Here is a 25,513-nt window from a genome sequence, read left to right on the forward strand (position 1 = left end):
TCGCGCTTCGTGCCAAGACTTTTGGGTAACTCTCAGCGAAAAAGGCCCGACAGAAAAAAGCAATCCAGACCCACTCTTGCGTCGGTGCCCCTGTTCGCACCCGGCAGCCGTCCGGCTGGCGCTGTGATCTCAACCGCTGCCAGTGACGGGGCGCTGCTCGCAGGGCTCATCTTCCGTCATCAAGCCACCGCGATTGCCGAGCACATCGATTGAATGTTGGTGATTCCCTTCATGGTCGCGAGAAACCCGCCGGTCCGTGGAGATCACGTCTACCGACTTATCGTCGACCTCACTTCAGATCTGGTATTGCGCCGCTGCCGCGTCGCACGCCGCCACTTCGAACCCGTTGTCATGGTGGTCGATCCCACCCAGATGCGCACCGCCTGGCGTACCCAGATTTGCGAGCCTCGACTTCTACTGCCTCTGCGTCCATCTCAAGACGGTTCGTCATGTGGCGCAACGCGCTTGGAGAGACGATGAACGGTACGGGCATTCTTGTCTTGTTCAAGGCTCGAATAACCTTCAATGCGCGTCCGGGCGCAACGTCATTCACCATCCCGCAGGACGCTTGATTCCGGTCTCCTCATTGCGTATCTGGAGCCGCTGTCAATGATCGCCAGATAGGTTCATCGTGACAACGCCGGCGATGATTAGGGTGATGCCAACAACTTTCGCTGTCGAGACTGGCGAGTCCAGGAACAATGTGGCAACGACCGTTATGCCGGCCGTGCCGATTGCCGACCACAACGCATAGGAGACGTCTACCTGCATGCCGCGCGAGATGGACAATGACATTAGCCAGAAAGAACCGGCGTAGCCCGCCGCGACGGCCAGTGACGGCCACAGTCGCGCGAAGCCTTCGGTGCTTTTGAGCAGACTCGTCGCTACCACTTCGGCGAAGATTGCGCACAACAGAAATACCAAAGCCAATACGACTCCTTGTTCGTAACGGTCGGCCACAGACGCGGACGACCTCACTAGCTCGCCGCCAAGACAAACCCCTGTCACTGGCTCCGCATAGCAAGTCTCGTCGTTAGCGAGCCGCCAGTCGCTGCTGAGTCAATAATGTCTCATATGTACCATATATGTCTGATACAGTCCATAGCTGTCGCATGGACTGCGACGGTTGTTGCCGCCGGCAATCAATCCCGTACGCTCCCGGGCTTCGGGGAGTTTCGCTTCGCCACACCGCTCATGACGTCGTATGCACTTCAATTTTCACTTCGGAATACGACGCGATCGCCGATTTCCCGCCGCACCCGTTTTGGCTTCTGACGCCCTTGAACTCGCTCGCTGTCCAGCGTGTTTTACACGCATCCCATTGCTTCCTATGTTGCTGCGGCAGGGCTTGGCAACGCCATCGAAAGCCAGATTGGCAACCTGACTTACTATTTGATGTCGACCGCGCAATTCGATGCGGACCGCGCAACTGCCTCTGCTGGATCCGCTACGGACATGTCTCCCCGTCCTGGGAAACCCGTTGGCCGACGTGATCCAGCCGTTTCTCGGGCCGATTATCGATCTCGGCCGTGCGCCCGGGATATGGCTCCCGGCTCCGCTGAGTGTCGCGGAAAACGCCGGCCAGGGCGCGGTAACCGGAGTCACGACTCCGTCGGCGGCCAAACCGCCGCTGATCCCGAGCGGCGTGGCGAGTAGGTTCTAGCTTCAGCGGAGTCGAGGAGCACTCACCCGACGCCGCGTTCAAGGCAATCCGATTCCGCGGTAACGCCGCAACCGTTGGGCAATACGCTCGGCGCACGGGATGCCGCGCAGCGCGTGCACCTCTGCGGCAATGGCGCCCGATAGTCGCTGGGAGAACTCGATCGGCTCGTCGGCGGCATCGGGATGTTCCGGCACGATGGCGTCGACGATCCCGGACCGCAGCAGGTCCGCTGACCGAATACCTTGGGCCGCAGCAAGTTCGGGGGCATGCGCGGTATCGCGGAAGACGATCGCGCTGGCGCCCTCCGGCGGCAGCGGTGCCAGCCAGCCGTGTAGCGCGGCCAGCACCCGGTCGGCGGGCACCATCGACAGCGCCGGCCCGCCGCTGCCCTGGCCTAGCAGCACCGACACCGTCGGGGTATCCAGCGTCACCAGTTCGGCCACGCATTGGGCGATCTGACCGGCCAGCCCGCCCTGCTCGGCCTCGGCCGACAGCGCGGGCCCGGCGGTGTCGATCACCAGCACCAGCGGCAGTCGCAATTCGGCGGCCAGCGCCATGCCACGGCGGGCTTCCCGCAGCGACGCCGGCCCGACCAGCCCGCCGGTGAGGCGCTGCTGGCCGAGCACCACCGCGGGCTGGCCCGCGAATCGGGCCAGCGCCAACAGGGTGGTCGCCGCCTCCCCGCTGCCGGTGCCGGACAACAGCACCAGATCGGTGGCACCGTGGCGCAGCAGATGCCCGACACCCGGCCGGTCCGGGCGTCGCGACGCGAGCACCGAATCCCAGGCCGGCACATCGGGTATCGCTTCGTCGGGTGCGGTCGCGGGCAACGGCTCCGGAGGGTCGGCGATGACGGTCAGCGCGCGATCCACCGTCCGGCGCAGCTCGTCGATCGCGACGACGCCGTCGATCACCCCGTGACGTTGCAGGTTCTCCGCGGTCTGGATGCCCGGCGGGAAGGGTTCGCCGTAGAGCTGCTCGTACACCCGCGGCCCGAGGAACCCGATCAGCGCGCCGGGCTCGGCGACGGTGATGTGACCCAGCGAGCCCCACGACGCGAAAACCCCGCCGGTGGTCGGGTTGCGCAGGTAGACCAGGTAGGGCAGATGCGCCCGCTTGTGGAGCCTGACGGCCGCGGCGATCTTCACCATCTGCAGGAGCGCGACCGTGCCCTCCTGCATGCGGGTGCCGCCGGAGCTGGGCGATGCCAGCAGCGGGAGACGCTCGGCCGTGGCGCGCTGCACGGCGGCGGTGATCCGTTCGGCCGCCGCGACCCCGATCGACCCCCCGAGGAAGCTGAACTCGCACACCACGACCGCCACCCGGCGCCCGTGTATTCGCCCCTCACCGGTGAGCACGGCTTCGTCGAGGCCGGTTGCCGCCCGGGCATCGGCGAGCTCGCGCGCGTAGGCCTCGCTGGTCGGTATCTTCAGCGGCTCGCTGTCCCAGCCCACGAAGGAGCCCTCGTCCAGTACCGCATCCTGCAGTTGTTCGGTCGTGATGCGACTCACGCGGCCAGGCTATATAGGCTGACGCCCATGATCGGTATCACGCAGGTCGAAGCCGTAATGACCATCGAAATGCAGCGCGCAGAGCGACGCAACGCGCTCAACTCACAGCTCGTCGACGAACTGCGCGAGGCCGTGCTGAAGGCCGGTGATGGATCCATCCGCGCCATCGTGCTGACCGGCCAGGGCACGGTGTTCTGCGCGGGTGCGGATCTGAGCGGCGACGCGTTTGCCGCCGACTACCCGGACCGCCTCATCGAGCTGCACAAGGCCCTGGATGCGGCTCCCATCCCGGTGATCGGCGCGATCAACGGTCCGGCCATAGGCGCGGGCCTGCAGCTGGCCATGCAATGCGACCTGCGGGTCGTCGCCCCCGACGCATTCTTCCAATTTCCGACGTCGAAATACGGCCTTGCCCTGGACAACTGGAGCATCCGCCGACTGTCTTCGCTGGTCGGACACGGCCGGGCGCGGGCGATGCTGTTGACCGCGGAGAAGCTGACCCCCGAGACGGCCCTACAGACTGGCATGGCCAACCGGATCGGGACGCTGGAAGACGCCCAGGCGTGGGCCGCCGAGATCACCGGGCTGGCGCCGCTGGCGATTCAGCACGCCAAGCGGGTACTCAACGACGACGGTTCGATCGAGGAGGCCTGGCCGGTGCACAAGGAGCTGTTCGACAAGGCGTGGGGTAGCCAGGACGTGATCGAGGCGCAAGTTGCCCGCGTGGAGAAGCGTCCGCCGAGGTTCCAGGGGGCCTGACGTCATGGTGCCCGCAGCGTTTCGCCTGGCCGCCGGCACGGTCACGCTCGCCGCAGGCGGGTGGTTGTTGCGCGCGCTGCACGGGGCACCGGCCGCCCTGGGGGCCGACCCGTCGTCGATCCGGGCGGTGACGCAGCACTCGCCCAACTTTGCCGACGGTGTCTTCGTCAACCTTGAACCCGCCTCGAACGCCAACCTGGACCGCGAGCAGCTCGCGCTGATCGCGTGGGAGTTGGTGGGAGGACGCGGCCACAGCCGCCCGCCGGGGCCGATCCCGCTGGCTGCGCCCGGGACGTTCGACGCCGGCCCCGGCCGATTGGCGGTCAGCTGGCTGGGCCACTCCACCGCCCTGCTCGAGATCGACGGCTACCGGGTGCTCACCGACCCGGTGTGGAGCCACAGCTGCTCGCCGTCGGACGTGATCGGGCCCGAACGTCTGCATCCGCCACCGGTGCAGCTCGAGGCGCTGCCGGCGGTCGACGCCGTGGTGATCAGCCATGACCACTACGACCACCTCGACATCGACACCGTCATCGCGCTGGCCCGCTCCCAGCGGGCGCCGTTCTTCGTCCCCCTCGGCGTGGGTGCGCACCTGCGGGCGTGGGGCATACCCGGGCATCGCATCGTCGAACTCGACTGGAATGAAAGCGGTCACGTCGACGAACTGACCCTGACTTGTTTGCCCGCACGGCACTTTTCGGGTCGCTTCCTGGATCGCAACACCACACTGTGGGTGTCCTGGGGAATCGCCGGTCCCAGCCACCGCGCCTACTTCGGCGGCGACACCGGATACACCAAGAGCTTCGAACAAATCGGTGCCGAGCACGGACCGTTCGACGTGACGCTGCTGCCGATCGGCGCCTACAACCCCGGCTGGCCCGACGTTCACATGAGTCCGGAGGAGGCGGTGCGCGCCCACCTCGATCTCACGGCCGGCGGGTCCGGGCTTTTGGTGCCGATTCACTGGGGCACTTTCCGGCTGGCTCCGCACCCGTGGGCCGAGCCCGTCGAGCGGATGCTTGTGGCCGCGGAAACCACCGGAGCGGCGGTGGCGGTCCCCGCACCCGGTCAACGGCTCGATCCGTCCGGGCCGCTGAGGTTCAATCCGTGGTGGCGGTTGTAGATAAACGACCGGAATCGCCGAGCGCACAACGTAGTTCAGAGTAGGCGCTGACCAGATCGTCCAGCGTGAACCCCCTATTGAGGCCGCCGGGGTTGGGCAACACCCATGCCACGGTGTCGGCGAACCCGGGGACATACGGGCCCCAGTCGATCTTCGGGACGCCGGTCATCGCCGCCAGGGCACGTTTGCCGAGGAAGGCGATCGCTCGCGGCGCGTAGCGCTGGATCTTTGCTTCGAACTCGGGTCGGGCGCCACGGAACTCTTCGGTCGAGACGTCGCTGGCTCGCCGAGTCGGCCGGCTGACGACGGCGGTGATGCCGCAGCCGTAGTCGAGCAACCGGCGCTCGTCCTCCGGACGCAATCGCGTATCGGTGAACCCGGCCAGATGCAATACGGACCAGAAACGGTTGCTGCGATTCGAGAAGTTATGGCCGTCGACCGCAGCGGTCGTTGCCGGGTTCATTCCGCAGAAGACGAAGTCGAGACCCGGGGCAAGGATGTCCGATTCATAATGCATCGTTGGTGATACTCCCATCGGCGAGCGCGCTAGAGTCTGCGGGCATGACGAAACGCGCGGCCCTGGCCGCTGTCGTGATATTGCTGGTGTTGGTCGGATGTGCCTCTGGCCAGCCCATATCGAGCCCGCTCGCTACGTTGTCCGACGCGCCTCCCAACGAAATGTCGGCTCTGGACATTCCCCCGGGCCGCATCGACGCCGCCATTTCGAAGGTCGATGGCCTGATCCACGATCTGATGCGCAGCACCGGCGTCCCAGGCCTGTCGGTGGCCATTGTCCGCGGCGGAAAAACGGTTTACGCCAGGGGTTTCGGCGTGAAGGACGTGACCAAGGGCACCGGCGGCGACAACAGGGTCGACGCGGATACCGTCTTCCAGCTGGCCTCGGTGTCGAAATCAGTGGGCGCGACCGTGGTGGCCCACGAAGTGACTACCAACGTCGTCACCTGGGACACGCCGGTGGCCGCCAAGCTGCCGTGGTTTGCGCTCTCGGATACCTATGTCACCGGCCATGTGACCGTCGGCGACCTGTACTCGCATCGCTCCGGGCTGCCCGATCACGCCGGCGACAAACTGGAGGATCTCGGATATGACCGCCGCCAAGTGCTGGAGCACCTGAAGTATCTACCGCTGGCTCCATTCCGAAGTAGCTACGCCTACACCAACTTTGGCTTGACCGCGGCCGCCGAGGCGGTGGCGGCCGCGGCGGGTAAATCGTGGGAGGACCTGTCCGACGAGGTGCTCTACCGTCCGCTCGGCATGGCATCGACGAGTTCGAAGTACGCCGATTACCTGGCCAGGTCCAACCGCGCCGTGCTGCACGTCAAGGCCGGGGACAAGTGGGAGCCGCGCTTCCAGCGTGACCCGGATGCGCAGACGCCGGCGGGCGGGGTCAGTTCGTCGATCAACGACATGGCGCGCTGGCTGACGATGGTGATGGCCAACGGAACCTACAACGGCCAGCGGATCACCTCGCCAGAAGCCCTGCTGCCCGCGATCACCCCGCAGGTCATTTCGAGTCCCGCGTCGCCGCCAAAAGCCCGGGCCGGCAACTACGGCCACGGTTTCAACGCCTCGGTGACCTCGTCGGGCCGCACCGAGTACGGCCACTCCGGAGCCTTCGCGTCGGGCGCGGCGACCAACTTCGTCGCGATGCCCTCGGCGGACGTCGGCATCGTCGCGCTGACCAACGGCGCGCCATACGGCATTCCGGAAGCGCTGACCGCGCAATTCATGGATCTCGTGCAGTACGGCCAGATTCGCGAGGATTGGCCGGCGCTGTACAACCACGCAATTGGCTGGATGAACAACGCCGAGGGCTCGCTGGTCGGCAAGCAACCCCCCGCCAACCCCGCGCCGCCGCGGCCGCTTACCGACTACCTCGGAGTCTACGCCAGTGACTACTGGGGCCCGGCCGTCGTGACCCAAGACAACGGGCAACTGCAGCTCGCGCTGGGCCCGAAGAATCAAACGTTTCCCCTCGCGCACTGGGACGGCGACACCTTCACCTTCTCCATCACCGACGAGAATGCCCCGCCCGGAACGATTTCCAAGGCTGCGTTTTCCGGTGACACGCTCAACCTGGAGTACTACGACACCGACAAGCTGGGAACGTTCACCCGATGAACCGCGCCGCCAGCTCAGGCCTGACCGACGCCGAGGTGGCGCAGCGGATAGCCGACGGTAACAGCAACGCGGTTCCGGCACGTGCCGCCCGCAGCACCGCGGACATCGTCCGCGCCAACGTTTTCACTCGGATCAACGCGATACTGGGCGTGCTGCTGGCGATCGTGCTCGCGACCGGTTCGGCCATCAACGGGCTGTTCGGCCTGCTGATCATCGCCAACAGCGTGATCGGGATCGTTCAGGAGATCCGGGCCAAGCAGACGCTGGACGCCCTCGCGATCGTCGGACAGGCAAAACCATTGGTGCGCCGGCAATCCGAGACTGCAACGCTACTACCCAGTGAAGTGGTGCTCGACGACGTCATCGAACTCGGGCCCGGTGATCAGATCGTCGTCGACGGCGAGGTGCTCGAACAAGACAACCTGGAGGTCGACGAGTCGCTGCTGACCGGTGAGGCCGACCCGATCGGCAAGGACGCCGGCGACCCGGTCATGTCAGGGAGCTTCGTCGTCGCCGGTACGGGTGCCTATCGCGCCACCAAGGTTGGCCAGGCGGCCTATGCCGCCCGGCTCGCCGAGGAAGCCAGCAAGTTCACGTTGGTGAAATCCGAACTGCGCAACGGCATTAACCGGATCCTGCAGTTCATCACCTACCTGTTGGTGCCCGCCGGTCTGCTGACGATATACACGCAGTTGTTCACCACGCGTGCGGACTGGCGACAGGCGGTGCTACGGACGGTCGGTGCGCTGGTGCCGATGGTGCCCGAGGGCTTGGTGCTGATGACCTCGATCGCGTTCGCGGTCGGCGTCATTAGGCTCGGCCAACGCCGTTGCCTGGTGCAGGAATTGCCCGCCATCGAGGGATTGGCCCGCGTCGATGTGGTGTGCGCCGATAAGACCGGCACCCTGACCGAAAGCGGTATGCGGGTGTCCGACGTCGCCGAACTCGCCGCCGGGCAGTCGGCGGCCATCGCGGATGCGCTGGCCGCGCTGGCGGCGGCCGATCCGCGTCCCAATGCCAGCATCCGGGCGATCGCCGAAACCTTCGACCAGGCTCCCGGCTGGATCGTCACGGCCACAGCGCCTTTCAAGTCGGCCACCAAATGGAGCGGCGTATCCTACGCCGACCACGGCAACTGGGTGATCGGCGCGCCGGACGTGCTGCTCGACCCAGCCTCGGCGGCCGCCGCGCAGGCCGAACAGATCGGTGCGCAGGGTCTGCGAGTGCTGCTACTCGGCGCCGCCGACGTCGCCGTGGATCAGCCGAGTGCACCGGGCCGGGTCGAACCCGTCGCGCTGGTGGTGCTGGAGCAGAAGATACGCCCGGACGCCCGTGAAACCGTGGAGTACTTTGCCGCCCAGGATGTTTCGGTCAAGGTAATCTCCGGCGACAACGCGGTATCGGTCGGCGCGGTGGCGGCCAAACTCGGGCTGCATGGCGAGGCGCTGGATGCGCGGCAGTTGCCCACGGAACCGAGCGAATTGGCCGACACTCTGGACGTCTACACCACCTTCGGCCGGGTGCGGCCCGACCAGAAGCGGGCCATCGTGCACGCGCTGCAAGCGCACGGGCACACCGTCGCGATGACCGGCGACGGCGTCAACGACGTGCTTGCCCTCAAGGACGCCGACATCGGGGTGGCGATGGGCGCCGGTAGCCCGGCGTCGCGGGCGGTGGCGCAGATCGTGTTGCTGGACAACAGGTTCGCAACGCTTCCCTACGTCGTCGGGGAGGGCCGGCGGGTGATCGGCAACATCGAGCGGGTCGCCAACCTGTTCCTGACGAAAACGGTGTACTCGGTAATGCTGGCGCTGTTCGTGGGTATCGAATGCCTGCTGTCCAAACCGCTCAAAGCCGATCCGCTGCTCTACCCGTTTCAGCCGATCCACGTCACCATCGCCGCGTGGTTCACCATCGGCATTCCGTCGTTCATCCTGTCGCTGGCCCCCAACAACGAGCGCGCCTATCCCGGCTTCGTGTCGCGCGTGCTGACATCGGCGCTGCCGTCCGGATTGATCGTCGGCACCGCGACTTTCGTCTCCTATCTGGTGGCCTACCAGGGCCGGCACGCCACTTTCACCGAACAGGACCAGGCGTCGACCGCCGCGCTGATCACGCTGTTGGTGGCCGCGCTGTGGGTGCTGGCCGTGGTGGCGCGTCCCTACCAGTGGTGGCGGGTCGCGCTGGTCGCCGCGTGTGGCCTGGCTTATGTCGCGATTTTCAGCATCCCGCTGGCGCAGCAGAAGTTTCTGCTCGACCCGTCGAATCCGGTCGTGACGTCCACCGCGCTGGGGATCGGCGTGCTGGGCGCGGCGGCGATAGAGGCGACGTGGTGGATCAGGGCCAGGATGCTTGGCATCGAGCCGCGGTTGTGGCGGGCCTGCCAGACCAACTAGCCGACCAGGGCGATGCGGATAGCCCGCACTCCGGCCAGTAGGGTTCTACCTGCAAAGTAAGGATCCCCGGCGGCCCCGGGGATCCGCGGGGAAGGGACGGCGCATGGGATTCCTGGACAAGGCAAAGGACCTGTTGGCGCAGAACGCCGACAAGGTCGAGACCGCGATTGACAAGGCCGGCGAGTTCGTCGACGACAAGACGCAGGGGAAGTACTCCGACACCATCCACAAGGTGCAGGAAGAGGCCAAGAAGGCCGCTGGCTCTCAGGCTCAGGGCAACCAGCAGGGCTAGCACATGGCGAAACTTTCCGGAGCCATCGACGTACCGCTGTCGCCCGAGCAGGCCTGGACGCATGCCTCCGATCTGTCCCGCTACAAGGACTGGCTGAGCATCCACCGGGTGTGGCGCAGCCAGCTGCCCGACAACCTGGAAAAGGGCACCGTGATCGAATCGATCGTCGAGGTCAAGGGCATGCTCAACCGGATCAAATGGACGATCGTGCACTACAAGCCGCCGGAAGCCATGACGCTCAACGGTGTCGGCGTCGGCGGGGTCAAGGTCAAACTGATCGCGAAGGTCAAGCCGAACGACGCCGGATCGATCGTCAGCTTCGACGTTCACCTCGGTGGCCCAGCGTTGTTCGGCCCGATCGGCATGATCGTTGCGGCGGCATTGCGAAGTGACATCGACGAGTCCCTGGAAAGATTCGTCACGGTGTTCACCGCTCCCGATCCCGGTCGCAACGGACATGGGATTACCGGTCGCTGACCGTTTGGCGCAGGAGTGCCGCGGTGGTCCATCTTCTTTTCGGCGCGAAGGCCACCCACAAAACGCCACAGGTGATCGCCGGGAACGGCGGAGCCGTGCTGCGGGGAGCCGAGGACACGCCGTATGGGCGGCTGGCCGCGGCGACCGATCCCACCAGCGTCACCAACCTGTCCTCGCTGCAGGCGTGACGATCGCAAGCGCGGCGTAGCGGGGCCCTGGAGGCACCTCCCGCTTGCGGGGGAGGGTCGCCAGACGAGCCCCCGTACGCTTCCAGACGCGCATAGCGTGGCGCGCGGGCGGCCGGTCGGGCGCCCTATTAAGGTCGCACCCATGACCCGCCGCCTGCGCCCCGGATGGCTGGTGGCGTTGTTTGCCCTGGTCGTTTCGGCCAGTGCCTGGTTGCCGTGGCTGACGACGTCGGTCGGCGGCGGCGGTTGGGCCAGCGCGATCGGCGGCAAACACGGCAGCCTGCAGCTTCCGCCGGGATTCGGCCCGGGCCAGCTGATTGTGCTGCTGTCTTCGGTGTTGCTGGTGGTCGGGGCGCTGGTGGGTCGCGGCCTGTCGGCGCGCATCGCTTCGATTGTGGCGCTGGTGATTTCGCTGCTCATCGTGGGGCTCGTGGCGTGGTACTACAAGCTCAACGTCAATCCGCCGGTGTCCGCGGAGTACGGGCTCTATGTCGGCGGGGGCGCTGCGGTCGGCGCGGTGGTGTGTTCGGTTGCTTCGCTGATCGCCGCCCTTGTTGCCGGTCGCACGGGCCGCTAGGACCTCAGCCCGTCGGGAACTCGTGTTTGCCTGAGATGGAGCTGTCGCCGGGCTCGTTGACTCCGAACACAAAGGGCGCGAACACGACCTCGCGACCGTCGGGGTCGCGGAAGGTCACCGCACCCGTTGCCGCCCAGTACGGGTGCTGCCGTACTTCTTCGGCCGCCGCTTCCCGCAGCCGCGCGATCGCGGCCCGCTGCGACTGCTCGTCCGGGAAGTACAGGCAGAGCTGCTCGTGCTGATCGACCGCGACGTCGCGGTCGGGGGCCTGGACGATCTCCATCGTCAGGTTCCAGCTGGGCAGGCCGAAAATGGCGCCGTTGCTGCCGTAGCTGGCCTCGAACGTCTCGAATAGCGGCAGGCCCACCAGCTCACGGTAAAACCGCACGGTCTCTTCGAAGTTCGACGAGCGGCGAGCGAAGCGGATGGCGCCGATGGAGGCCAACTGGATGGGCCAGTGTGTGGTCCGGCGGGACTTTTCGGAGTTCATTGCCATTTCATGATGACGTTTCGCCGAGTCGCGGGGTTCACAGGGCCACGGCCGCTGCCGCCGACTCGGTGGTGGCCCAGCGCCGCAACTGGGCACCGGGTGCCCAGGTCGCATGTGTGCCGCTCGAAATGCGTTCCGGCAGCTGAAGTTTGCACACCGGCCCGTCGGCGACGCGAGCAGCGTCGAACACCACGCAGTAGGAGGCGTCCGTGTTCATGTCGGTGGTCAGCGTGACCAGATAGCCGTCGTCCTCGCCGGCGGCTCCCACCCGCGGCGCCATCGCGGTCTCACTGCCGTAGACGCCGTCGCCGAACGAGATACCTTCCTGGCTTCCGGTGAGCACGTCGTGTTTGACCAGCCCGTCGAACAGGAACCAGCCCGGCTTACCGGTGGCCGCGTAGGTATAGCGGTAGTTGCCGCCCGCGTAGTCGGGGTTGATCGTTCCGAACTCCGTGATCGAATCCGACAATCGCTCCTCTTTCACCGCGCCGGTGACCAGGTTGAAACGCCACCGGTGTAGCCGGGCCTGCAGGCGGTCCAGCGCGAGGAAGCGAAACAGCTTGTCCCACTTGGTCCCTCCGGTGTCGATCGGCTGGGGATCGCCTTCGAAGAAGCCGTCCAGCACGATCTCGTCGCCGTCCTCGTAGGCGTTGGTGAAGTGCAGTACGAACGTGGGGTCGGCTTCGAACCACTTGATGTCTGCCGTCGATCCGCGGCGCGGGATGACCGCGAAGCGCGACGGTATGTCGGGGTAGAAGCGGGGCAGGTGCACATCGTGTTCGAGCAGCCGCGGATCCCAGAACAACGGGAAATCGTTGAGGATGGCGTAGTTTTCGGTGAACGCCATGTCATGGGGAAGGCGCGGTCCGGGCAGCGGAATGTCGACGTAGTGGGCCAGCTCGTTGTCGTCGTCGACGACGCCGTAGCGCATGTACGGATCCTGCTTGCTGTAGTTGAAGAACAGCAGTTCGCCGGTTCTGTTGTCGACCTTCGGATGTGCGGACACACCCCAGTCGAGCGGGAAGCGCCCGTTCCAGCTTTCCTTGCCCAGGGTGTTGGCCGAATACGGGTCGATCCGGTACAGATCCCCGCACTGGTAGAAGCTGGTGAGCGCGATGCCGCGGTGCACGATGACGTCGGTGCTCGACGCGTCCTTCATGCGCGTGCGTGCGCCCCAGCCCTCGTCGCGCTGGGCCAGCTGTACCGGTTCAGCCAGCCCCGGCCACAGCGGCTCGCCGGCGTCGTTCTCGGCCAGAAAGCCGTCGGTGCGAATAAAGCGGTTGCGGTAGAAGGCTTTTCCATCGCGAAAGCCCACCACGTGCACCATGCCGTCACCGTCGAACGGGTGATAGGTCTTGAACGCCGGATGTAGCGGGTTCTCGGTGTTACGCAGGTAAATGCCGTCGAGGTCGTGGGGGATTTCGCCCTCCACCGCGACCAGATCGTTGGCGTCCCACTCGGTGGTCTGTGGTCGCCACGGACCGGTCCGGTAGGGGTGGTCGTCGTCTTCGGGCAGGGTCGACAGGAACTTGCCGACGATCTCGACGTCCATGTCATGCGCCTTCGGTCGCGCCGACGACGAAACTGAGTGTGGTGGCGGTGCTGCCACCGAAGTTGAGTGTTCCGAACGTCTTTGCGCCCTCGATCTGATAGTCGCCGGCCCCGTCGCTGACCTGTTTGGCGGCGTCGAGCAGCATCCGCACGCCGGAGGCGCCGACCGGGTGCCCACCGCCGATCAGCCCGCCGCTGGGGTTGATCGGGAGCCGGCCGCCGATCTCGATCTCCCCGTTTTCGATGGCCTTCCACGATTCGCCCGGGCCGGTCAGCCCGATGTGGTCGATCGCCAGGTACTCGCTGGGCGTGAAGCAGTCGTGCACCTCGAACCCGTCGATGTCGTCGAGGGTCAGCTGCGCGCGGCGCAGGGCGTCGAGCACCGCCGAGCGCACATGGGGGAGTACGTAGGGGTCGTCTGCGGCCCGGTCCAGTTTCTGCTGCAGACCCAGCCCGACGGTGCGATGGCCCCAGCCCTCGATGCGGCCGATCGGCTGGGCGTCGGGATGGTCGCGCAGGTAGGCGTCGTTGACCAGGACCAAACCCGCACCGCCGTCGGTCATTTGGCTGCAGTCGTACCGGCGCAGCCGGCCCTCGGTGATCGGGTTGCTCGCGTCGTCAGCCGTGATCGGATCCGGGACGGTCCAGCCGCGGGTCTGGGCGTTGGGGTTGCGCCGCGCATTGGCGAAGTTCACTTGAGCGATCGCCCGCAAATGGGTGTCGTCCAAGCCGTAACGTCGGTCGTACTCGTCGGCAACCTGCGCGAACATCGACGGCCAAAGATACTTCGCGTCGGCTCCCTCGTGTCCGGTCCACGCCGCGGCCCCGAGATACATTGCGGCGATGTCACCGGGCACGGGCTTCTCCAACTCGAGCCCGACCACCAGCGCGGTGTCATAAGCGCCGGAACGCAAATCGGCGATCGCCGACAGCGCCGCCACACTGCCGGATGCGCAGGCGGCCTCGTGCCGGGACGCCGGAATGTCCCAGAGCCCGTCGCACACCGTCGCCGGCATAGCGCCGAGGTGACCCTGGCTGGCGAACATCTCGCCGAAGGCATTCGCGACATGGACCACGCCGATGTCCGCGGCGTCCACCTTGGCCGCGGCGAGGGTGCCGTCGACAACCTCGCCGGTCAACGCCGCGAAATCGCGGTCTTCCTTCGTCAAGTTGCGAGCGAAATCGCTTTGATAACCGCCGAGAATCCACACGTTCGCCGATCCGTCCATACCAGCGCACGGTACTCCTGGATGAACCCGAAAATAGCGGACCCGTCGGCTCTCGGGCTGAACCGACGGGACCTAGATGGACGCGTAGGCCGGCCGACGCGCACACCCTGTTGGGGCATTACCATCCCCGGGCCCGGGCAAACATGGCAATTAACTAGTGTCAAGCATCGCTGACACCGCTCCGACCTGCGCGAACGAGGCATTTCCCCAGCTCAGCAGCGGAGCGGCGGGCTAGACGGTGCCCCCGACGAGCTCGGTCGGTTCGGGTCCATCCGGACGTCGGGTGGACCGGTCCGTTCCCGCATCTTGGGAGTCGGCGAGATCGACGTCGGCCAGGTCGATGCCCTTCGTCTCGCGGGCGGCCAGGGCCGCGACGGCGCTGACCGCTGCGGCGCCCGCCAAGTACCACGCGATGGGTACCGCCGATTTGTAGGTCTCGAGCAATCGAACGGCGATGATCGGCGCCAGCGACCCGGCCACGATCGAAGTGACCTGGTAGCCGAGCGACACGCCCGAATATCGCATCCGGGTCGGAAACATCTCGGCCATCGCGGACGGCTGAACCGCATACATCACCCCGTGAAACACCAGACCGATGACGACCGCGGACATGATGATCGCATTGCGGCCGCTGTCCATCATCAGGAAGGCAAAGAAGCCCCAGGTGGCCGTCGCGATCGCACCGGCGAAATAGACTGGGCGCCTGCCGAATCGGTCGCTGAGATGCCTGAAAAAGGGAATGACCGCGAAATGCGCGGCGTGCGCGACCAACAGCCACCACAGGATCGCTTTGGTGTTCGCGTGCACATGCACCTTGAGATACGTGATCGAGAACGTGACTACCAGGTAGTACATGATGTTCTCGCCAACCCGCAGCCCCATCGAAGTGAAAATGCCACCCGGGTAACGCTTTATCACTTTGAGCACGCCGGCCCGCGTCGATTTGGCCAGGTCCGCCTCTCGCTGCGCTTCGAGGAAGATCGGGGCATCGGTGACCTTGGTCCGGATGTAATAGCCGATCAGGACGACGACCGCGGACAGCCAGAACGCCACACGCCAGCCCCAGCTGAGGAACTCCGCGTCCGACAGCGTGGAGGTGAGCACCAGCAGCACCGCCGTGGCCAGCATGTTCCCGCCCGGCACGCCGGCCTGCGGCCAGCTTGCCCAGAAGCCGCGGCTCGCGTTCGGGCTGTGTTCGGCGACGAGCAGCACCGCGCCGCCCCACTCACCGCCGACGGCAAAGCCCTGGACGAACCGCAGCGTCACCAGCAGCGCCGGGGCCCAGTAGTCGATCTGAGCGAGCGTCGGCAGACAACCCATCAGGAAGGTCGAGATGCCCACCAACAGCAGGCTCAGCTGGAGCAGCTTCTTGCGTCCGTGGCGGTCCCCGAGCTGCCCGAAGACGATTCCCCCCAGGGGGCGTGCGGCGAACCCGACGGCGTAGGTCACGAAGGCGGCGAAAATCGCTTCGAGGTCGTTGCCTCCCTTGGCAAAGAAGACCTTGCCGAACACCAGGGTTGCCGCGGTGCCGTAGAGGAAGAATTCGTACCACTCGACGACGGTGCCGGCCATCGAGGCGGCGACCACTCGGTTGAGGTATGCCCGTCCAGCTCCGAATCGTTTGGGCTGCAACTCATTACCCATACTCATCGCTCGCCCTCCTTGGCGGACCGCCCACCCGAGATTGTGTGCTGCGGATGGGAGCGTACCCGCTCTGGCCTGGCAACGCGGGTTGTCCGTGGTGTTTGCGTGGCGCGTCAGAATTCGAGGTGCCCCAGAGGGTTTCGGTGTGCCGTTGCGCCCTGGCGTGACGGACGTGCGCGTGACGGACGCGGCGGCAGAGCCGGACGACGGCAATGGTGGCGCGGAAGATGGCGGCGGGGGCGGCTTGGGGGTGAGCGCGAACAACGGGACCAAGCGCATTCCGCGCACTGTTCAAAGCGCTTCGAAGTGCGTTGGCGCGGCAGCAACCCCCGGGCAGTGGCGACGGCGTGGAAACACGCCTCTAGCAAATCCACCTGGGAATGGTTTGAAACCAGGGTTTCGACCCGGTCACGGATGCATACCTATTAGCTGATCGATGGTCACATAAGCCCCTTAAGTCACTATCGTCACATGAGCCAACTGCGTACGTCAATGTGGCGTCTCGCTCCTGGAAGGGTGTGACTTTGTCGGGGATTTTTCGGACCACGTCGCTGGCTCTGGTGCCTGTGGCCGCTATCGCATACATCGTTGCGGCGGGCCCGGCACCGTCAGCAAACGCTACGCCCTGTGGTGCGCCCGAGGCGAACATCGAGCCTCCCGCTGCCCAGCCGGCCATGCCGGCGCCTCAGCCGGTCGTCCAACCGCCGACCGGGCGACGGCCCTCTCACGCGAATGACCAGGCGCCGCTGCCCAAGCTGGGTCCGCTAATCGCCTCGTTGATCAAGCCGCCCACCGGCGGCGGTCAGCGCTACTCGGCCCCGATGGTTCCGCAGGCGGGGGTCGTCCCGCCGCCGGCTCCGAACCCGCCCGTGCCGGGGCTGCCCCAGTCGCCGAACGCCGCGCCGTTGCACCCGAACGCGGCCCAGCCGGCCCCGCCGGCCGCAGCACCGCAGCCGGCGCCCGACGCCGCGGCCCCGCCCGCTCAGATCGCGGGAGCGCCGACGTCGCTGGTCGACTGGGTGACCGGACCGAACGGCCCGAACAAGACCTTGCAACGCTTCGGTATCTCCGGGACGGACCTCGGAATCATTTGGGACAACGGTGATCCCGCCAACCGCCAGGCCCTGATGGCCTTCGGTGACACCTTCGGCTATTGCAAGGTCCGCGGCCAGCAATGGCGGTACAACGTGCTGTTCCGCAGTAACGACCATGATCTGTCGCAGGGCATCCACATCTCCGACGGTGTGCCCAACAACAACTACTCCGGCTCCCCGGTGTGGACCAACGGTCTGTCCAAGCAGGTCGTCAACACCATCCACAAGGCGAGACACGAAACAGGCATCATTCCGACGTCGGCCATGTCGCTGGGCCGGACGCAGTACATGAGCTACATGTCGATTCGGCAGTGGGGCCGCGACGGCGAATGGTCGACGAACTATTCGGCCATCGCGAGGTCCAACGACAACGGCCAGAACTGGGGAATCTTCCCCGGCTCGATCCGTACGTCCGCGCCCGACACCGTGCCGGGCGCCGGCTACACCCCGGGCAATGAGAACTTCCAAATGGGTGCCTTCATGAAGGGGCAGGACGGCTACATCTACAACTTCGGGACGCCTTCGGGACGTGGCGGTGCCGCGTACCTGTCTCGGGTTCCTCCGAGTGCGCTGCCCGATCTGTCCAAGTACCAGTACTGGAACGGCGACAACGGTGGCCACTGGGTCCCGGCCAACCCGGGGGCGGCGACGCCGCTGTGGCCCGGACCGGTTGGCGAGATGTCGGCCCAGTACAACAGCTACCTGAAGCAGTACCTGGTGCTCTACACCAACGGCGGCAGCAACGACGTGGTGGCGCGCACGGCGCCGACGCCGCAGGGACCGTGGAGCGGGGAGCAACCACTGGTGTCGTCATTCCAGATGCCCGGCGGCATCTATGCGCCGATGATCCACCCCTGGTCGTCGGGGCGGGACCTGTACTTCAACCTCTCGCTGTGGTCGGCGTACGACGTGATGTTGATGCACACGGTGCTGCCGTAGGCCCGGCGGCGCGCGGGCGGGGTCAGGTGTCGTTTCGCCAGGCCTTTCGGATTGCCCCCCACAGGGGAGTGTCCTTGTCGGCCTTGCTGAGGAGGTCCAGCGAGTCGTTGCTGACGAACAACATCTCGTCGCCGGCTTCGAGCACATGGTCGGGCTGAGGCACGATCACGTTGTCACCCCGAAGCAGCGTGACCAACACGTGATCCCCGGGCAATATCAATTCGCTCACTTGTTGTCCCACGAGCGGATTGCCTTCGGGCAGAGTTAGTTTCGTCAGCGCCGCCCGCCCTTGGTGCAGCGCCATCAGGCGCACCAGGTGGCCAACGTCGATGGCGCCCTCGATCCCGGCAACCATGGCGTCCGGCGTGGAGACGGCCACATCGATACCCCAACTCTGGGTGAACAGCCAGTCGTTGCGGACGTCGTTGATCCGTGCCACCACCCTGGGCACTCCGAACTCGACCTTGGCCAGCAAACCCACCACCAGGTTGGATTTGTCATCTCCGGTTGCGGCAATCACGACATCGCACGTCTGCAGGCCCGCATCTTGCAATGCGGTCAGCTCGCAGGCGTCGGCATGCAGCCAATCCGCGCCGGGGACCGTGGCTGGTTCGAAGTTGCTGCGTTCGCGCTCGATCAACAAAATCTTGTGGCCGTTTTCCAGCAGCTCGCCCGCGACGGAACGGCCGACCTTTCCCGCGCCAGCAATCCCGATTCGCAATTTCCGTATCGCCACTCAGCCATCTTGGCCGATCGAGCGCGACCGCGTCCGGCACTTCCCAGCCGCACCGAGCGCGGCGCGACCGGGTGCTGATTTACTAGCAGGACACCAAAGGTGGCGCTCTCGCGAAGATGAGTGCCCGTCCGGCACCCGCTGCCGGGATCCGGTCTGAACGGGAATGTCATGAGCTTGCAGCAGCTGTATTTGGCGTTGCTGATCGGCGGCCTCGTGCTGCTGGCCAGCATCGTCGGTACGCGAGTGGCAAGCCGTATCGGGTTTCCCAGCCTGCTGTTCTTCCTGCTGGTCGGGGTCGTGCTCGGCGAGGACGTGCTCGGTCTCCAGTTCGACGACGTGCAACTGGCCAGGAATGTCGGCACCGCCGCGCTGGCCGTAATCCTCATCGAAGGCGGGCTGACAACCCGGTTCGCCGACATCCGCAAGGTGCTGGCGCCCGCGGCCGTGTTGGCCACCGTCGGCGTCGTCATCAGCACGGCGGTTACCGCCGTCGTGGTCCACCTACTGCTGGGCATCGACTGGCAGCTCGCGCTCTTGCTCGGAGCCATCGTTTCCTCGACCGATGCCGCCGCCGTGTTCTCGGTCCTGCGGGTCCTGCCGTTGCCCCGCCGAGTCGCCGGGCTGCTCGAGGCCGAATCCGGCTTCAACGATGCGCCCGGTGTGATTCTGGTGCTGATGTTCAGCGTGACGCCGTTTGCATTGAAGCCGGGAGGCGCGCTCGCCGACCTCCTCGGTGAACTCTTGGGCGGTGTCGCGGCCGGGGTGGCCATTGGTTACCTGGGTGCTCTCGGGCTCCGACGCATCGCGTTGCCCGCCTCCGGGCTGTACCCGATCGCGACCTTCGGGTTGGGGCTCGTCGCGTTCGCCGCCGCCGGCGAGGCCCACGCCAGCGGATTCATCGCCGCGTACCTGTCCGCCGTGGTCCTGGCCAACTCGGGGCTGCCCCACAGGTCGGCGACCCGGTCTTTCGCCGAAGGAGTCGGCTGGCTGGCGCAGATCGGATTGTTCGTGCTGCTCGGCCTCTTGGTGAACCCCAGCGACCTGGCGGGTGACCTGGTCACCGCGGTCGTCGTCGGACTCGTCCTGCTGCTCGTTGCCCGGCCGCTCTCCGTCGTCGGTTCGCTCGCGTGGTTTCGAGTTCCTTGGCGCGAACAGCTTTTCCTCTCGTGGGCAGGTTTGCGGGGCGCGGTCCCGATCGTGTTGGCGACCTTTCCGGTCGTCTCCGGCGTCGCCGGCAGCTATCGCTTGCTGAACATCGTGTTCGTGCTCGTGGTGATATTCACCTTGGTGCAGGGTCCCAGCCTGCACCCGGTGGCCAACTGGTTGCGCCTGATATCCCGCGAATCCACCCGGGAAATCCAGGTCGAGGCGGCGCCACTGGACATCCTCGACGCGGAACTGCTGACCATGACCGTTCAGGCTCCCTCGCGGCTGCACAACGTCACGATCGTCGAACTCCGGCTACCCGACCCCGCCGTGATCACGCTGATCATTCGTGACGGGCATACTTTTGTCCCGGTTCCCGACACGCGTATTGAGACCGGCGACGAACTGCTGATCGTCACGACCAGCAAAACGCGGGCCGCGGCCGAGTCCAGACTGCGCGCCGTCAGCCGGCGGGGCAAACTCGCATATTGGTTCGATGAGTATGGCGAAGTCGAATGAGGCCGCCCACTACCGGCGTTATGACGGCGCGATGATGCGGTGTTCGTAGGCGAAGACGATCGCGGCGGCGCGGTCTCGCAATCCGAGCTTGGTGAAGATGCGACCGACATGCGTCTTGACCGTCAACCCCGAGATGAACAGCTCGTCGGCGATCTCAGCGTTGGTGTGCCCCTTGGCGATCAGGCCGAGCACGTCGCGCTCCCGCGGAGTGAGCTCGTCGATCGAGACGGCAGGCAGCGCGGTCGCCGTGGTGGTGCTGCGGTACGTGCTCAACACCCGCGCGGTGACGGCGGGGTCGAGATAGCTGTTGCCGCTGCCGACCGCGCGGACGGCCCGGATGAGTTCCTCGGCCGGCGACTCCTTGAGCACGAAACCCGCTGCACCGGCATGCAATACAGCGGACAGTAGTTCGTCGTCGTTGAAGGTGGTCAGCGCGAGCACCGGCGGTCCGCCGGATTCGGTCAGACGCCGGGTCGCCTCGATTCCGTCCACACGTTTCATGCGCAGATCCATGACCACGACGTCGGGTTGGTGCCGTGCAACCGCATTGGGAACCTCGTCGCCGTCCGAACATTCGCCGACGACGACGATGCCGTGCTTGGCGCGCAGGATCAGCGACAGGCCCGACCTGACCAACTCCTGGTCATCGACGATCAGGGCATTCACCAGATGCTTGTCGCCGTTCACGATGCCGGTATCCGGTCCGGTGGGTCGGATTCGTGCGCGCCCGACGGTACGCTGGCATGCACCGACCACCCATCTGGGCTGGGGCCGAAAGTGATTGTGCCACCTAGTAATTCGATACGCTGCATCATGCCGTGCAATCCGCGCCCGGGTGTGACGGTTCGATCGCCGTCCACGCCGGGGAGCTCATTGACGACGTTGAGTAATCCGACGGTGCGTCGGATGTCGGCCATTGCTTGTCGCCCTAGGTGTTCGGCGCGTTGCAGGGCGCGAACAGTATCCTCGTCGACACCGTCGTGCTCGAGCGCGTGGCGTGCCCCGGTCAGGTGGAGCAACGTGACGCTGAGCGAATGCGCGATGACGTCGTGCACTTCCCGCGCGATGCGCCGGCGTTCGTCGGCCGCGGCGTGCCGGGCCAACTGGTCCTGCATCTGGCTCTGCTTGGTGAGTAGATCCTGCTGAGTGCGCATCAGATACCCGACGAGCCAGCCAATTGCGACGAAAGCCAGGTACAGCGCCGGGGTGTTGAGCCGGTGCATCGCCCCCGCGTATATCAGCAGGGCGGCCGCGGAGGCCGCGGCCAGCGCGCCACCCCGTGCCGAGGTGATGGCGCTGACCATGCCGACGGCCAGGGTCAGCATCAGCGGAGCGAAATCGCCGGTAATCGCAGTGGGAGTGGCGAACAGCAGAATCGCGGTGCCTACCATGAACGCCGCCCACAGCGTGGGTCCCTCGTGTCTGTTCATGATGCCGCTGAGATCGAAAGCGAAGAACACGATCTCGGGACTGAACGCGATCACCATCGCGACGACCACGATGGGCCACTCGGAATCGGGACGCGGCAGGGCCGCGATGCTGCCCACCACCAGCATCATCGCGTCGAAACCCGCCACGACGGTCATGCTGAAACCCGAGGGCAGCAACTGCTCTTTGCGTCGTGCCCAGGCTTGCACGCGGAGCTTCAGCGCGTCCGGCATGGCCTGATCGTAGAGCGCGCGAGCATCGGTGACATCATCCCGGGGCAGGCATCGATGTCCTACCCCGGTAGGACATTTCGACTCGTCACAGTCTGTGCATCTCGCGCGACATCGCCGCATCCTCGATGAAGGCCTCGCGATGCGGGTGTTGGTAGCGCTGCTTGGGTTCGCCGCGCGGCGCCCGGGTCCGAAACGCACTGCGGACCGCCTCGGCGCTGCCGGCGACCAAGTCCGCGAATAGTCGACCAATGCTGTTGCGCGGCAAAGGGAACGATCCGACGCCGACCCGGGCGGAGTCTGCCGCGAGGACAACCCCGGCAAACCAGCCGGTAACCAACGCGCGCTCGACGGGTGCCGAACTCCGCCACACTGCGCCGACGTCAGCCATCGGATCGCACTTCGTGTTTCGTCATGAGTCGACGCTACGAATTTCAGCTGTCGCTACACATCGTGCTGGGGGTCGATCTTGATCTGCGACCGTGGTAGTAGCCCGCCCGCCGTCTGGTACTGCAGATCGGAATCTCCAGGTCTGGCAAACGGATGGCAGTTGGGTTAAACATGTGGTGGGGGAGACCTGGTACGTGTTGTCTCGCCGTATTGCCGCGGCTGATCGAGGGGAGGCGATCCGGATGCAGGCCAACACGCACTCGGCACGGATCGTCGCCACCAGGATTCAGCCGCCGACCTACGTCGGCAAGCTTGTCGCCCGCGACCGCCTGATCGATCTGCTGCGCGCCAACCGCAGCAAGCGCTTGGCGTTGATCCATGCGCCGGCCGGATTCGGCAAGACGACCCTGGCGATGCAATGGCAGCGCGAATTGCGCGCCGACGGCGTTCCAACCGGATGGATCAGTCTCGACCGTGACGACAACGACGTCTTTTCGTTTCTGCGGTGTCTGGTCGAGGCGGCCCGACGCGTCGAGCCCACTGTGGGCGCGGAGCTGGCCGATCTGCTCGAACAACACTCCCGCGACGCGCAGCGTTATGTGCTGGCCGAGTTGATCAACCAAGTCGCCGAATACCGTCTGCCCGTGGCGATCGTGCTCGACGACTGGCATCTGATCGAGGATCCCGAGACGATCGGCGCGCTGGAATTTCTGCTCGACGTCGGCCCGGACAACCTGCACCTGATTGTGACCAGCCGAACCCGAACACCGGCGATCGGCAAGCTCAAGGTGCGTGACCAGGTCAGCGAAATCGACGCCACCCATTTGCGATTCGACCAAAGCGAATCCGCGGCTTTTCTGCTCGACCTCAAGGCGCTGGAGCTCGACGGCGACGACGTGCTACGGCTGTGGTGCAGCACCGACGGCTGGATCGCCGCGCTGCAACTGGCCACCCTGTCGTTGCGCAACACCAAGGACCCGGCGGCGCTCATCAGCGGCTTCTCCGGCCGTCACCACTCGATTGGCGACTATCTGGCCGAGAACGTCCTGGACGCTCTGCCCGGTGAGTTGCTCGACTTTCTGCTGACCACCTCGATCTGCGATCGGCTATGCGGCGGCCTCGCGGCGGCTGTCAGCGGACAGCCGCGCGGACAGGCCGTTCTCGAAGAACTCGAACGCCGCGACATGTTCCTGATGCCCCTCGACGACAACCGCGAATGGTTTCGTTACCACCACCTCTTCGGTGGATACCTACGCCAGCGTCTGGAACGCGACCATGCCGACCGGATCGTGGAGCTGCACCGGACCGCTTCGGCGTGGTTCTGCGAGCAGGGACTGCTCAGCGAGGCTGTCACGCACGCGCTGGCCGCCGGTGACGACACCGAGGCCGTCGATCTGGTGGAACGCGAGGCCATGAACCTCGTCGAGCACAGCCGGATGGCCAGCCTGCTCGGGCTGGTGAACAAACTCCCGAAGGACCTCGTACCCCGCAGGCCGGCCCTGCAGATCGCGGTCGCGTGGGCGAACTGTCTGCTGCAGCGCGCCGAAGACGCGCAGACCGCGCTGGATCACGTCCGTGCCGCCCTGGCCGAGGCGACCGATGCCGCGGCCGCGGACATCCTGGGCGAAGCCGACGTCGTACAGGCGTGTACCGACGTCTACCGCGACCGCATCGACCGCGCTGCCGTCCTGGTCGCTCCCTGCATCGTCGAGAAGCCGAGTTGCCGGCCGTTCCTGGTGGCGGTCTCGGCCAACATCTGCACGTTCGTCGACATCCACACCTTCGCCTACGACACGGCGCTGGCGCGCCAACAGTGGGCCAAGCCATTTCACGCACTGGCCAGTGGCCCCTTTGCCTGCGTGTACGGACGATGCTTCGCGGGGCTGGCGGCGTTTGCCCAACTGGATCTGGATACCGCCCAACACCGTTTCGTCGAGGCCCGCGATCTGGCGCAGAGCATGGCCGGCGAGCATTCACACGCCGCGCGCCTGGCGGGCGCGCTGGTGGGTCGGCTGTACTACGAGCGCGGCGAAATCGAAGCGGCTGAAACGCTTCTAGAAGAGTGCCACGAGCTCGGGGCCGAAAGTGGTGTCCCCGACTTCATGATCGCGACCTACTGCACGCTGGCCCGCATCAAAGTCCTGCGTGGCGACATCGATGACGCATTCTCGCTGCTTGACGAGGGAAGTCGTGCGGCGCAAAGATTTTCGCTGCCCCGGTTATCCGCCGCCATCGACTGTGTGCGCCTCGGTCTGCACCTGGCCTCGGGTGACGTCGACCGTGCAGAGGATGTTCTCGCTCGCCAGAGCGGCGAAATTCCGTTGGGAGTCAATGGAATCCAACTGGCTGTCCGTCACTACCGCCTCAACATGCAGGCACAGATCCTGGGCGCGCACGGTGATCACAACGCCGCGACGGCGCTGCTGTCCAAGGTGCCGCAGGAATGCCAGTTCGCGGGAGCACGGTACGGCGAAATCGCAAGCACTATCGCACTCGCGAGGGCGTTTTCGCTGGCCGGCAACGCCGACGCCGCAGCGGAGGTGCTGGTGCCCGCACTGGTCTCGGGGTCGGGCTGCGGTCTGCTGCGCACCGTCGTCGATGCCGGGCCAGAGCTGATGAAAGTTGTTGTCGGACTTCGCGAAGCGAGCCGAACCGGTCGCTGGGCCTCGGACTTGCCCGAGGTGCCGGCCGAGTATCTGTCGTTGCTGCTGACCACCGCGCACAACGACGCCCAGAAGGCGGCCATTCCGGTGATCGGCCGCGCCGGCGAGCGCAGCTCGCTGCCCGAGGAAGAGCTCAACGGCCGTGAAGTCGAAATCCTGCGCCTGCTGGAACGTGGTCTCACCAACAAGCAGATAGCCCGCAACCTCGGCGTCACGATCAACACGGTCAAGTGGTATCTGAAGAACATCTACGTCAAGCTCGGTGTCGCACGACGTCTCGAATCAATCGCCGAGGCACGTCGACGCCAGATCCTGCCTTGATGGAC

The 25,513-nt window shown here is 65.8% G+C and carries 23 protein-coding genes and 1 pseudogene; 13 read left to right on the forward strand and 11 right to left on the reverse strand.

Annotated features, from left to right (window positions below; all coding sequences use genetic code 11):
• Window positions 1–606: 606 nt before the first annotated feature.
• The gene (locus G6N54_RS23510; protein WP_163794923.1) at window positions 607–930 is read right to left on the reverse strand and encodes a DMT family transporter; all 324 of its coding nucleotides are present in this window, start codon (window positions 928–930) and stop codon (window positions 607–609) included.
• A gap of 182 nt (window positions 931–1,112) precedes the next feature.
• On the opposite strand from G6N54_RS23510, the gene G6N54_RS31755 reads away from it, so the two are divergent.
• Entirely contained in the window at window positions 1,113–1,493 is a 381-nt protein-coding gene (locus G6N54_RS31755) for a PE-PPE domain-containing protein (protein WP_163792487.1), read from the forward strand.
• Window positions 1,415–1,663 carry a PE-PPE domain-containing protein gene (locus G6N54_RS31175; protein WP_163792489.1) on the forward strand — a complete coding sequence of 83 codons (249 nt, stop codon included), beginning with the start codon at window positions 1,415–1,417 and terminating at the stop codon, window positions 1,661–1,663. The genes G6N54_RS31755 and G6N54_RS31175 overlap by 79 nt, the downstream gene beginning before the upstream one ends.
• Window positions 1,664–1,701: 38 nt before the next feature.
• Here G6N54_RS31175 and G6N54_RS23525 read toward each other — a convergent pair whose 3' ends face one another.
• Window positions 1,702–3,174 carry an acetyl-coenzyme A carboxylase carboxyl transferase subunits beta/alpha gene (locus G6N54_RS23525; RefSeq protein WP_163792490.1) on the reverse strand — a complete coding sequence of 491 codons (1,473 nt, stop codon included), beginning with the start codon at window positions 3,172–3,174 and terminating at the stop codon, window positions 1,702–1,704.
• Between the two features lie 27 nt (window positions 3,175–3,201).
• Here G6N54_RS23525 and G6N54_RS23530 point away from each other — a divergent pair, with 27 nt between their 5' ends.
• Both G6N54_RS23530 and G6N54_RS23535 read left to right on the forward strand, forming a co-directional pair.
• Window positions 3,202–3,933 carry an enoyl-CoA hydratase gene (locus tag G6N54_RS23530; RefSeq protein WP_163792491.1) on the forward strand — a complete coding sequence of 244 codons (732 nt, stop codon included), beginning with the start codon at window positions 3,202–3,204 and terminating at the stop codon, window positions 3,931–3,933.
• Between the two features lie 4 nt (window positions 3,934–3,937).
• Window positions 3,938–5,056 (forward strand): MBL fold metallo-hydrolase, encoded by a 1,119-nt coding sequence (locus G6N54_RS23535; RefSeq protein WP_163792492.1) that lies wholly within the window; start codon window positions 3,938–3,940, stop codon window positions 5,054–5,056.
• Here G6N54_RS23535 and mug read toward each other — a convergent pair.
• Window positions 5,034–5,573, reverse strand: coding sequence for a G/U mismatch-specific DNA glycosylase (gene mug, locus G6N54_RS23540; RefSeq protein WP_197939554.1), 540 nt, complete (start codon window positions 5,571–5,573; stop codon window positions 5,034–5,036). The genes G6N54_RS23535 and mug overlap by 23 nt on opposite strands.
• Window positions 5,574–5,617: 44 nt before the next feature.
• Between mug and G6N54_RS23545 the strand changes: the two genes are divergently transcribed.
• From G6N54_RS23545 to G6N54_RS23570, 6 genes and pseudogenes are all read left to right on the forward strand, one after another.
• A complete protein-coding gene (locus G6N54_RS23545) occupies window positions 5,618–7,198 on the forward strand; it encodes a serine hydrolase (protein ID WP_163792494.1) in 1,581 nt (526 codons plus the stop codon).
• On the forward strand, window positions 7,195–9,594 hold the full coding sequence (locus G6N54_RS23550) for a cation-translocating P-type ATPase (RefSeq protein WP_163792495.1): 2,400 nt from the start codon (window positions 7,195–7,197) through the stop codon (window positions 9,592–9,594). Before G6N54_RS23545 ends, G6N54_RS23550 begins: the two co-directional genes overlap by 4 nt.
• Before the next feature lie 103 nt (window positions 9,595–9,697).
• Window positions 9,698–9,886: an antitoxin gene (locus G6N54_RS23555; protein ID WP_163792496.1), complete on the forward strand. Its 189-nt coding sequence runs from the start codon at window positions 9,698–9,700 to the stop codon at window positions 9,884–9,886.
• A 3-nt stretch (window positions 9,887–9,889) separates the two neighbouring features.
• On the forward strand, window positions 9,890–10,363 hold the full coding sequence (locus G6N54_RS23560; protein WP_163792497.1) for a type II toxin-antitoxin system Rv0910 family toxin: 474 nt from the start codon (window positions 9,890–9,892) through the stop codon (window positions 10,361–10,363).
• Window positions 10,364–10,375: 12 nt separating this feature from the next.
• A pseudogene (locus G6N54_RS23565) lies at window positions 10,376–10,551 on the forward strand (VOC family protein); the annotation flags it as partial.
• A 142-nt stretch (window positions 10,552–10,693) separates the two neighbouring features.
• Complete coding sequence (locus tag G6N54_RS23570) at window positions 10,694–11,128, forward strand: hypothetical protein (protein ID WP_163792499.1); 435 nt, start codon at window positions 10,694–10,696, stop codon at window positions 11,126–11,128.
• 4 nt (window positions 11,129–11,132) lie between these two features.
• Here the strand turns inward: G6N54_RS23570 and G6N54_RS23575 are convergent, their stop codons facing one another.
• From G6N54_RS23575 to G6N54_RS23590, 4 genes are all read right to left on the reverse strand, one after another.
• Window positions 11,133–11,618: a VOC family protein gene (locus tag G6N54_RS23575; protein ID WP_163792501.1), complete on the reverse strand. Its 486-nt coding sequence runs from the start codon at window positions 11,616–11,618 to the stop codon at window positions 11,133–11,135.
• Between the two features lie 37 nt (window positions 11,619–11,655).
• On the reverse strand, window positions 11,656–13,170 hold the full coding sequence (locus G6N54_RS23580; protein ID WP_163792503.1) for a carotenoid oxygenase family protein: 1,515 nt from the start codon (window positions 13,168–13,170) through the stop codon (window positions 11,656–11,658).
• Window position 13,171: 1 nt separating this feature from the next.
• Window positions 13,172–14,398, reverse strand: coding sequence for an acetyl-CoA acetyltransferase (locus tag G6N54_RS23585; protein WP_163792505.1), 1,227 nt, complete (start codon window positions 14,396–14,398; stop codon window positions 13,172–13,174).
• A 231-nt stretch (window positions 14,399–14,629) separates the two neighbouring features.
• A complete protein-coding gene (locus G6N54_RS23590; protein WP_163794924.1) occupies window positions 14,630–16,042 on the reverse strand; it encodes an MFS transporter in 1,413 nt (470 codons plus the stop codon).
• Between the two features lie 533 nt (window positions 16,043–16,575).
• On the opposite strand from G6N54_RS23590, the gene G6N54_RS23595 reads away from it, so the two are divergent.
• On the forward strand, window positions 16,576–18,075 hold the full coding sequence (locus G6N54_RS23595; protein WP_372513294.1) for a DUF4185 domain-containing protein: 1,500 nt from the start codon (window positions 16,576–16,578) through the stop codon (window positions 18,073–18,075).
• A 22-nt stretch (window positions 18,076–18,097) separates the two neighbouring features.
• Here the strand turns inward: G6N54_RS23595 and G6N54_RS23600 are convergent, their stop codons facing one another.
• On the reverse strand, window positions 18,098–18,796 hold the full coding sequence (locus G6N54_RS23600) for a potassium channel family protein (protein ID WP_163794925.1): 699 nt from the start codon (window positions 18,794–18,796) through the stop codon (window positions 18,098–18,100).
• Window positions 18,797–18,979: 183 nt separating this feature from the next.
• On the opposite strand from G6N54_RS23600, the gene G6N54_RS23605 reads away from it, so the two are divergent.
• Window positions 18,980–20,476, forward strand: coding sequence for a potassium/proton antiporter (locus G6N54_RS23605; protein WP_163792508.1), 1,497 nt, complete (start codon window positions 18,980–18,982; stop codon window positions 20,474–20,476).
• An 18-nt stretch (window positions 20,477–20,494) separates the two neighbouring features.
• Here the strand turns inward: G6N54_RS23605 and G6N54_RS23610 are convergent, their stop codons facing one another.
• The 3 genes from G6N54_RS23610 to G6N54_RS23620 form a co-directional block, all read right to left on the reverse strand.
• Window positions 20,495–21,163 (reverse strand): response regulator transcription factor, encoded by a 669-nt coding sequence (locus tag G6N54_RS23610; RefSeq protein WP_163792509.1) that lies wholly within the window; start codon window positions 21,161–21,163, stop codon window positions 20,495–20,497.
• Window positions 21,160–22,137 (reverse strand): sensor histidine kinase, encoded by a 978-nt coding sequence (locus G6N54_RS23615; protein WP_163792512.1) that lies wholly within the window; start codon window positions 22,135–22,137, stop codon window positions 21,160–21,162. The genes G6N54_RS23610 and G6N54_RS23615 overlap by 4 nt, the downstream gene beginning before the upstream one ends.
• A gap of 85 nt (window positions 22,138–22,222) precedes the next feature.
• Complete coding sequence (locus G6N54_RS23620) at window positions 22,223–22,525, reverse strand: hypothetical protein (RefSeq protein WP_163792514.1); 303 nt, start codon at window positions 22,523–22,525, stop codon at window positions 22,223–22,225.
• 241 nt (window positions 22,526–22,766) lie between these two features.
• Here G6N54_RS23620 and G6N54_RS23625 point away from each other — a divergent pair, with 241 nt between their 5' ends.
• Window positions 22,767–25,508, forward strand: coding sequence for a LuxR C-terminal-related transcriptional regulator (locus G6N54_RS23625; RefSeq protein WP_163792516.1), 2,742 nt, complete (start codon window positions 22,767–22,769; stop codon window positions 25,506–25,508).
• The last annotated feature ends 5 nt before the right edge of the window (window positions 25,509–25,513 follow it).

Source organism: Mycobacterium stomatepiae (assembly GCF_010731715.1).
In the GTDB taxonomy this organism is placed as follows: domain Bacteria; phylum Actinomycetota; class Actinomycetes; order Mycobacteriales; family Mycobacteriaceae; genus Mycobacterium; species Mycobacterium stomatepiae.

Coding starts and splice junctions, on each gene's coding strand:
- G6N54_RS31755 (WP_163792487.1), top strand. CDS start 1,113: ATGGACTGCGACGGTTGTTGCCGCCGGCAATCAATCCCGTACGCTCCC.
- G6N54_RS31175 (WP_163792489.1), top strand. CDS start 1,415: ATGCGGACCGCGCAACTGCCTCTGCTGGATCCGCTACGGACATGTCTC.
- G6N54_RS23530 (WP_163792491.1), top strand. CDS start 3,202: ATGATCGGTATCACGCAGGTCGAAGCCGTAATGACCATCGAAATGCAG.
- G6N54_RS23535 (WP_163792492.1), top strand. CDS start 3,938: ATGGTGCCCGCAGCGTTTCGCCTGGCCGCCGGCACGGTCACGCTCGCC.
- mug (WP_197939554.1), bottom strand. CDS start 5,573: ATGCATTATGAATCGGACATCCTTGCCCCGGGTCTCGACTTCGTCTTC.
- G6N54_RS23545 (WP_163792494.1), top strand. CDS start 5,618: ATGACGAAACGCGCGGCCCTGGCCGCTGTCGTGATATTGCTGGTGTTG.
- G6N54_RS23550 (WP_163792495.1), top strand. CDS start 7,195: ATGAACCGCGCCGCCAGCTCAGGCCTGACCGACGCCGAGGTGGCGCAG.
- G6N54_RS23555 (WP_163792496.1), top strand. CDS start 9,698: ATGGGATTCCTGGACAAGGCAAAGGACCTGTTGGCGCAGAACGCCGAC.
- G6N54_RS23560 (WP_163792497.1), top strand. CDS start 9,890: ATGGCGAAACTTTCCGGAGCCATCGACGTACCGCTGTCGCCCGAGCAG.
- G6N54_RS23570 (WP_163792499.1), top strand. CDS start 10,694: ATGACCCGCCGCCTGCGCCCCGGATGGCTGGTGGCGTTGTTTGCCCTG.
- G6N54_RS23575 (WP_163792501.1), bottom strand. CDS start 11,618: ATGAACTCCGAAAAGTCCCGCCGGACCACACACTGGCCCATCCAGTTG.
- G6N54_RS23580 (WP_163792503.1), bottom strand. CDS start 13,170: ATGGACGTCGAGATCGTCGGCAAGTTCCTGTCGACCCTGCCCGAAGAC.
- G6N54_RS23585 (WP_163792505.1), bottom strand. CDS start 14,398: ATGGACGGATCGGCGAACGTGTGGATTCTCGGCGGTTATCAAAGCGAT.
- G6N54_RS23590 (WP_163794924.1), bottom strand. CDS start 16,042: ATGGGTAATGAGTTGCAGCCCAAACGATTCGGAGCTGGACGGGCATAC.
- G6N54_RS23605 (WP_163792508.1), top strand. CDS start 18,980: ATGAGCTTGCAGCAGCTGTATTTGGCGTTGCTGATCGGCGGCCTCGTG.
- G6N54_RS23615 (WP_163792512.1), bottom strand. CDS start 22,137: ATGCCGGACGCGCTGAAGCTCCGCGTGCAAGCCTGGGCACGACGCAAA.
- G6N54_RS23620 (WP_163792514.1), bottom strand. CDS start 22,525: ATGGCTGACGTCGGCGCAGTGTGGCGGAGTTCGGCACCCGTCGAGCGC.
- G6N54_RS23625 (WP_163792516.1), top strand. CDS start 22,767: ATGCAGGCCAACACGCACTCGGCACGGATCGTCGCCACCAGGATTCAG.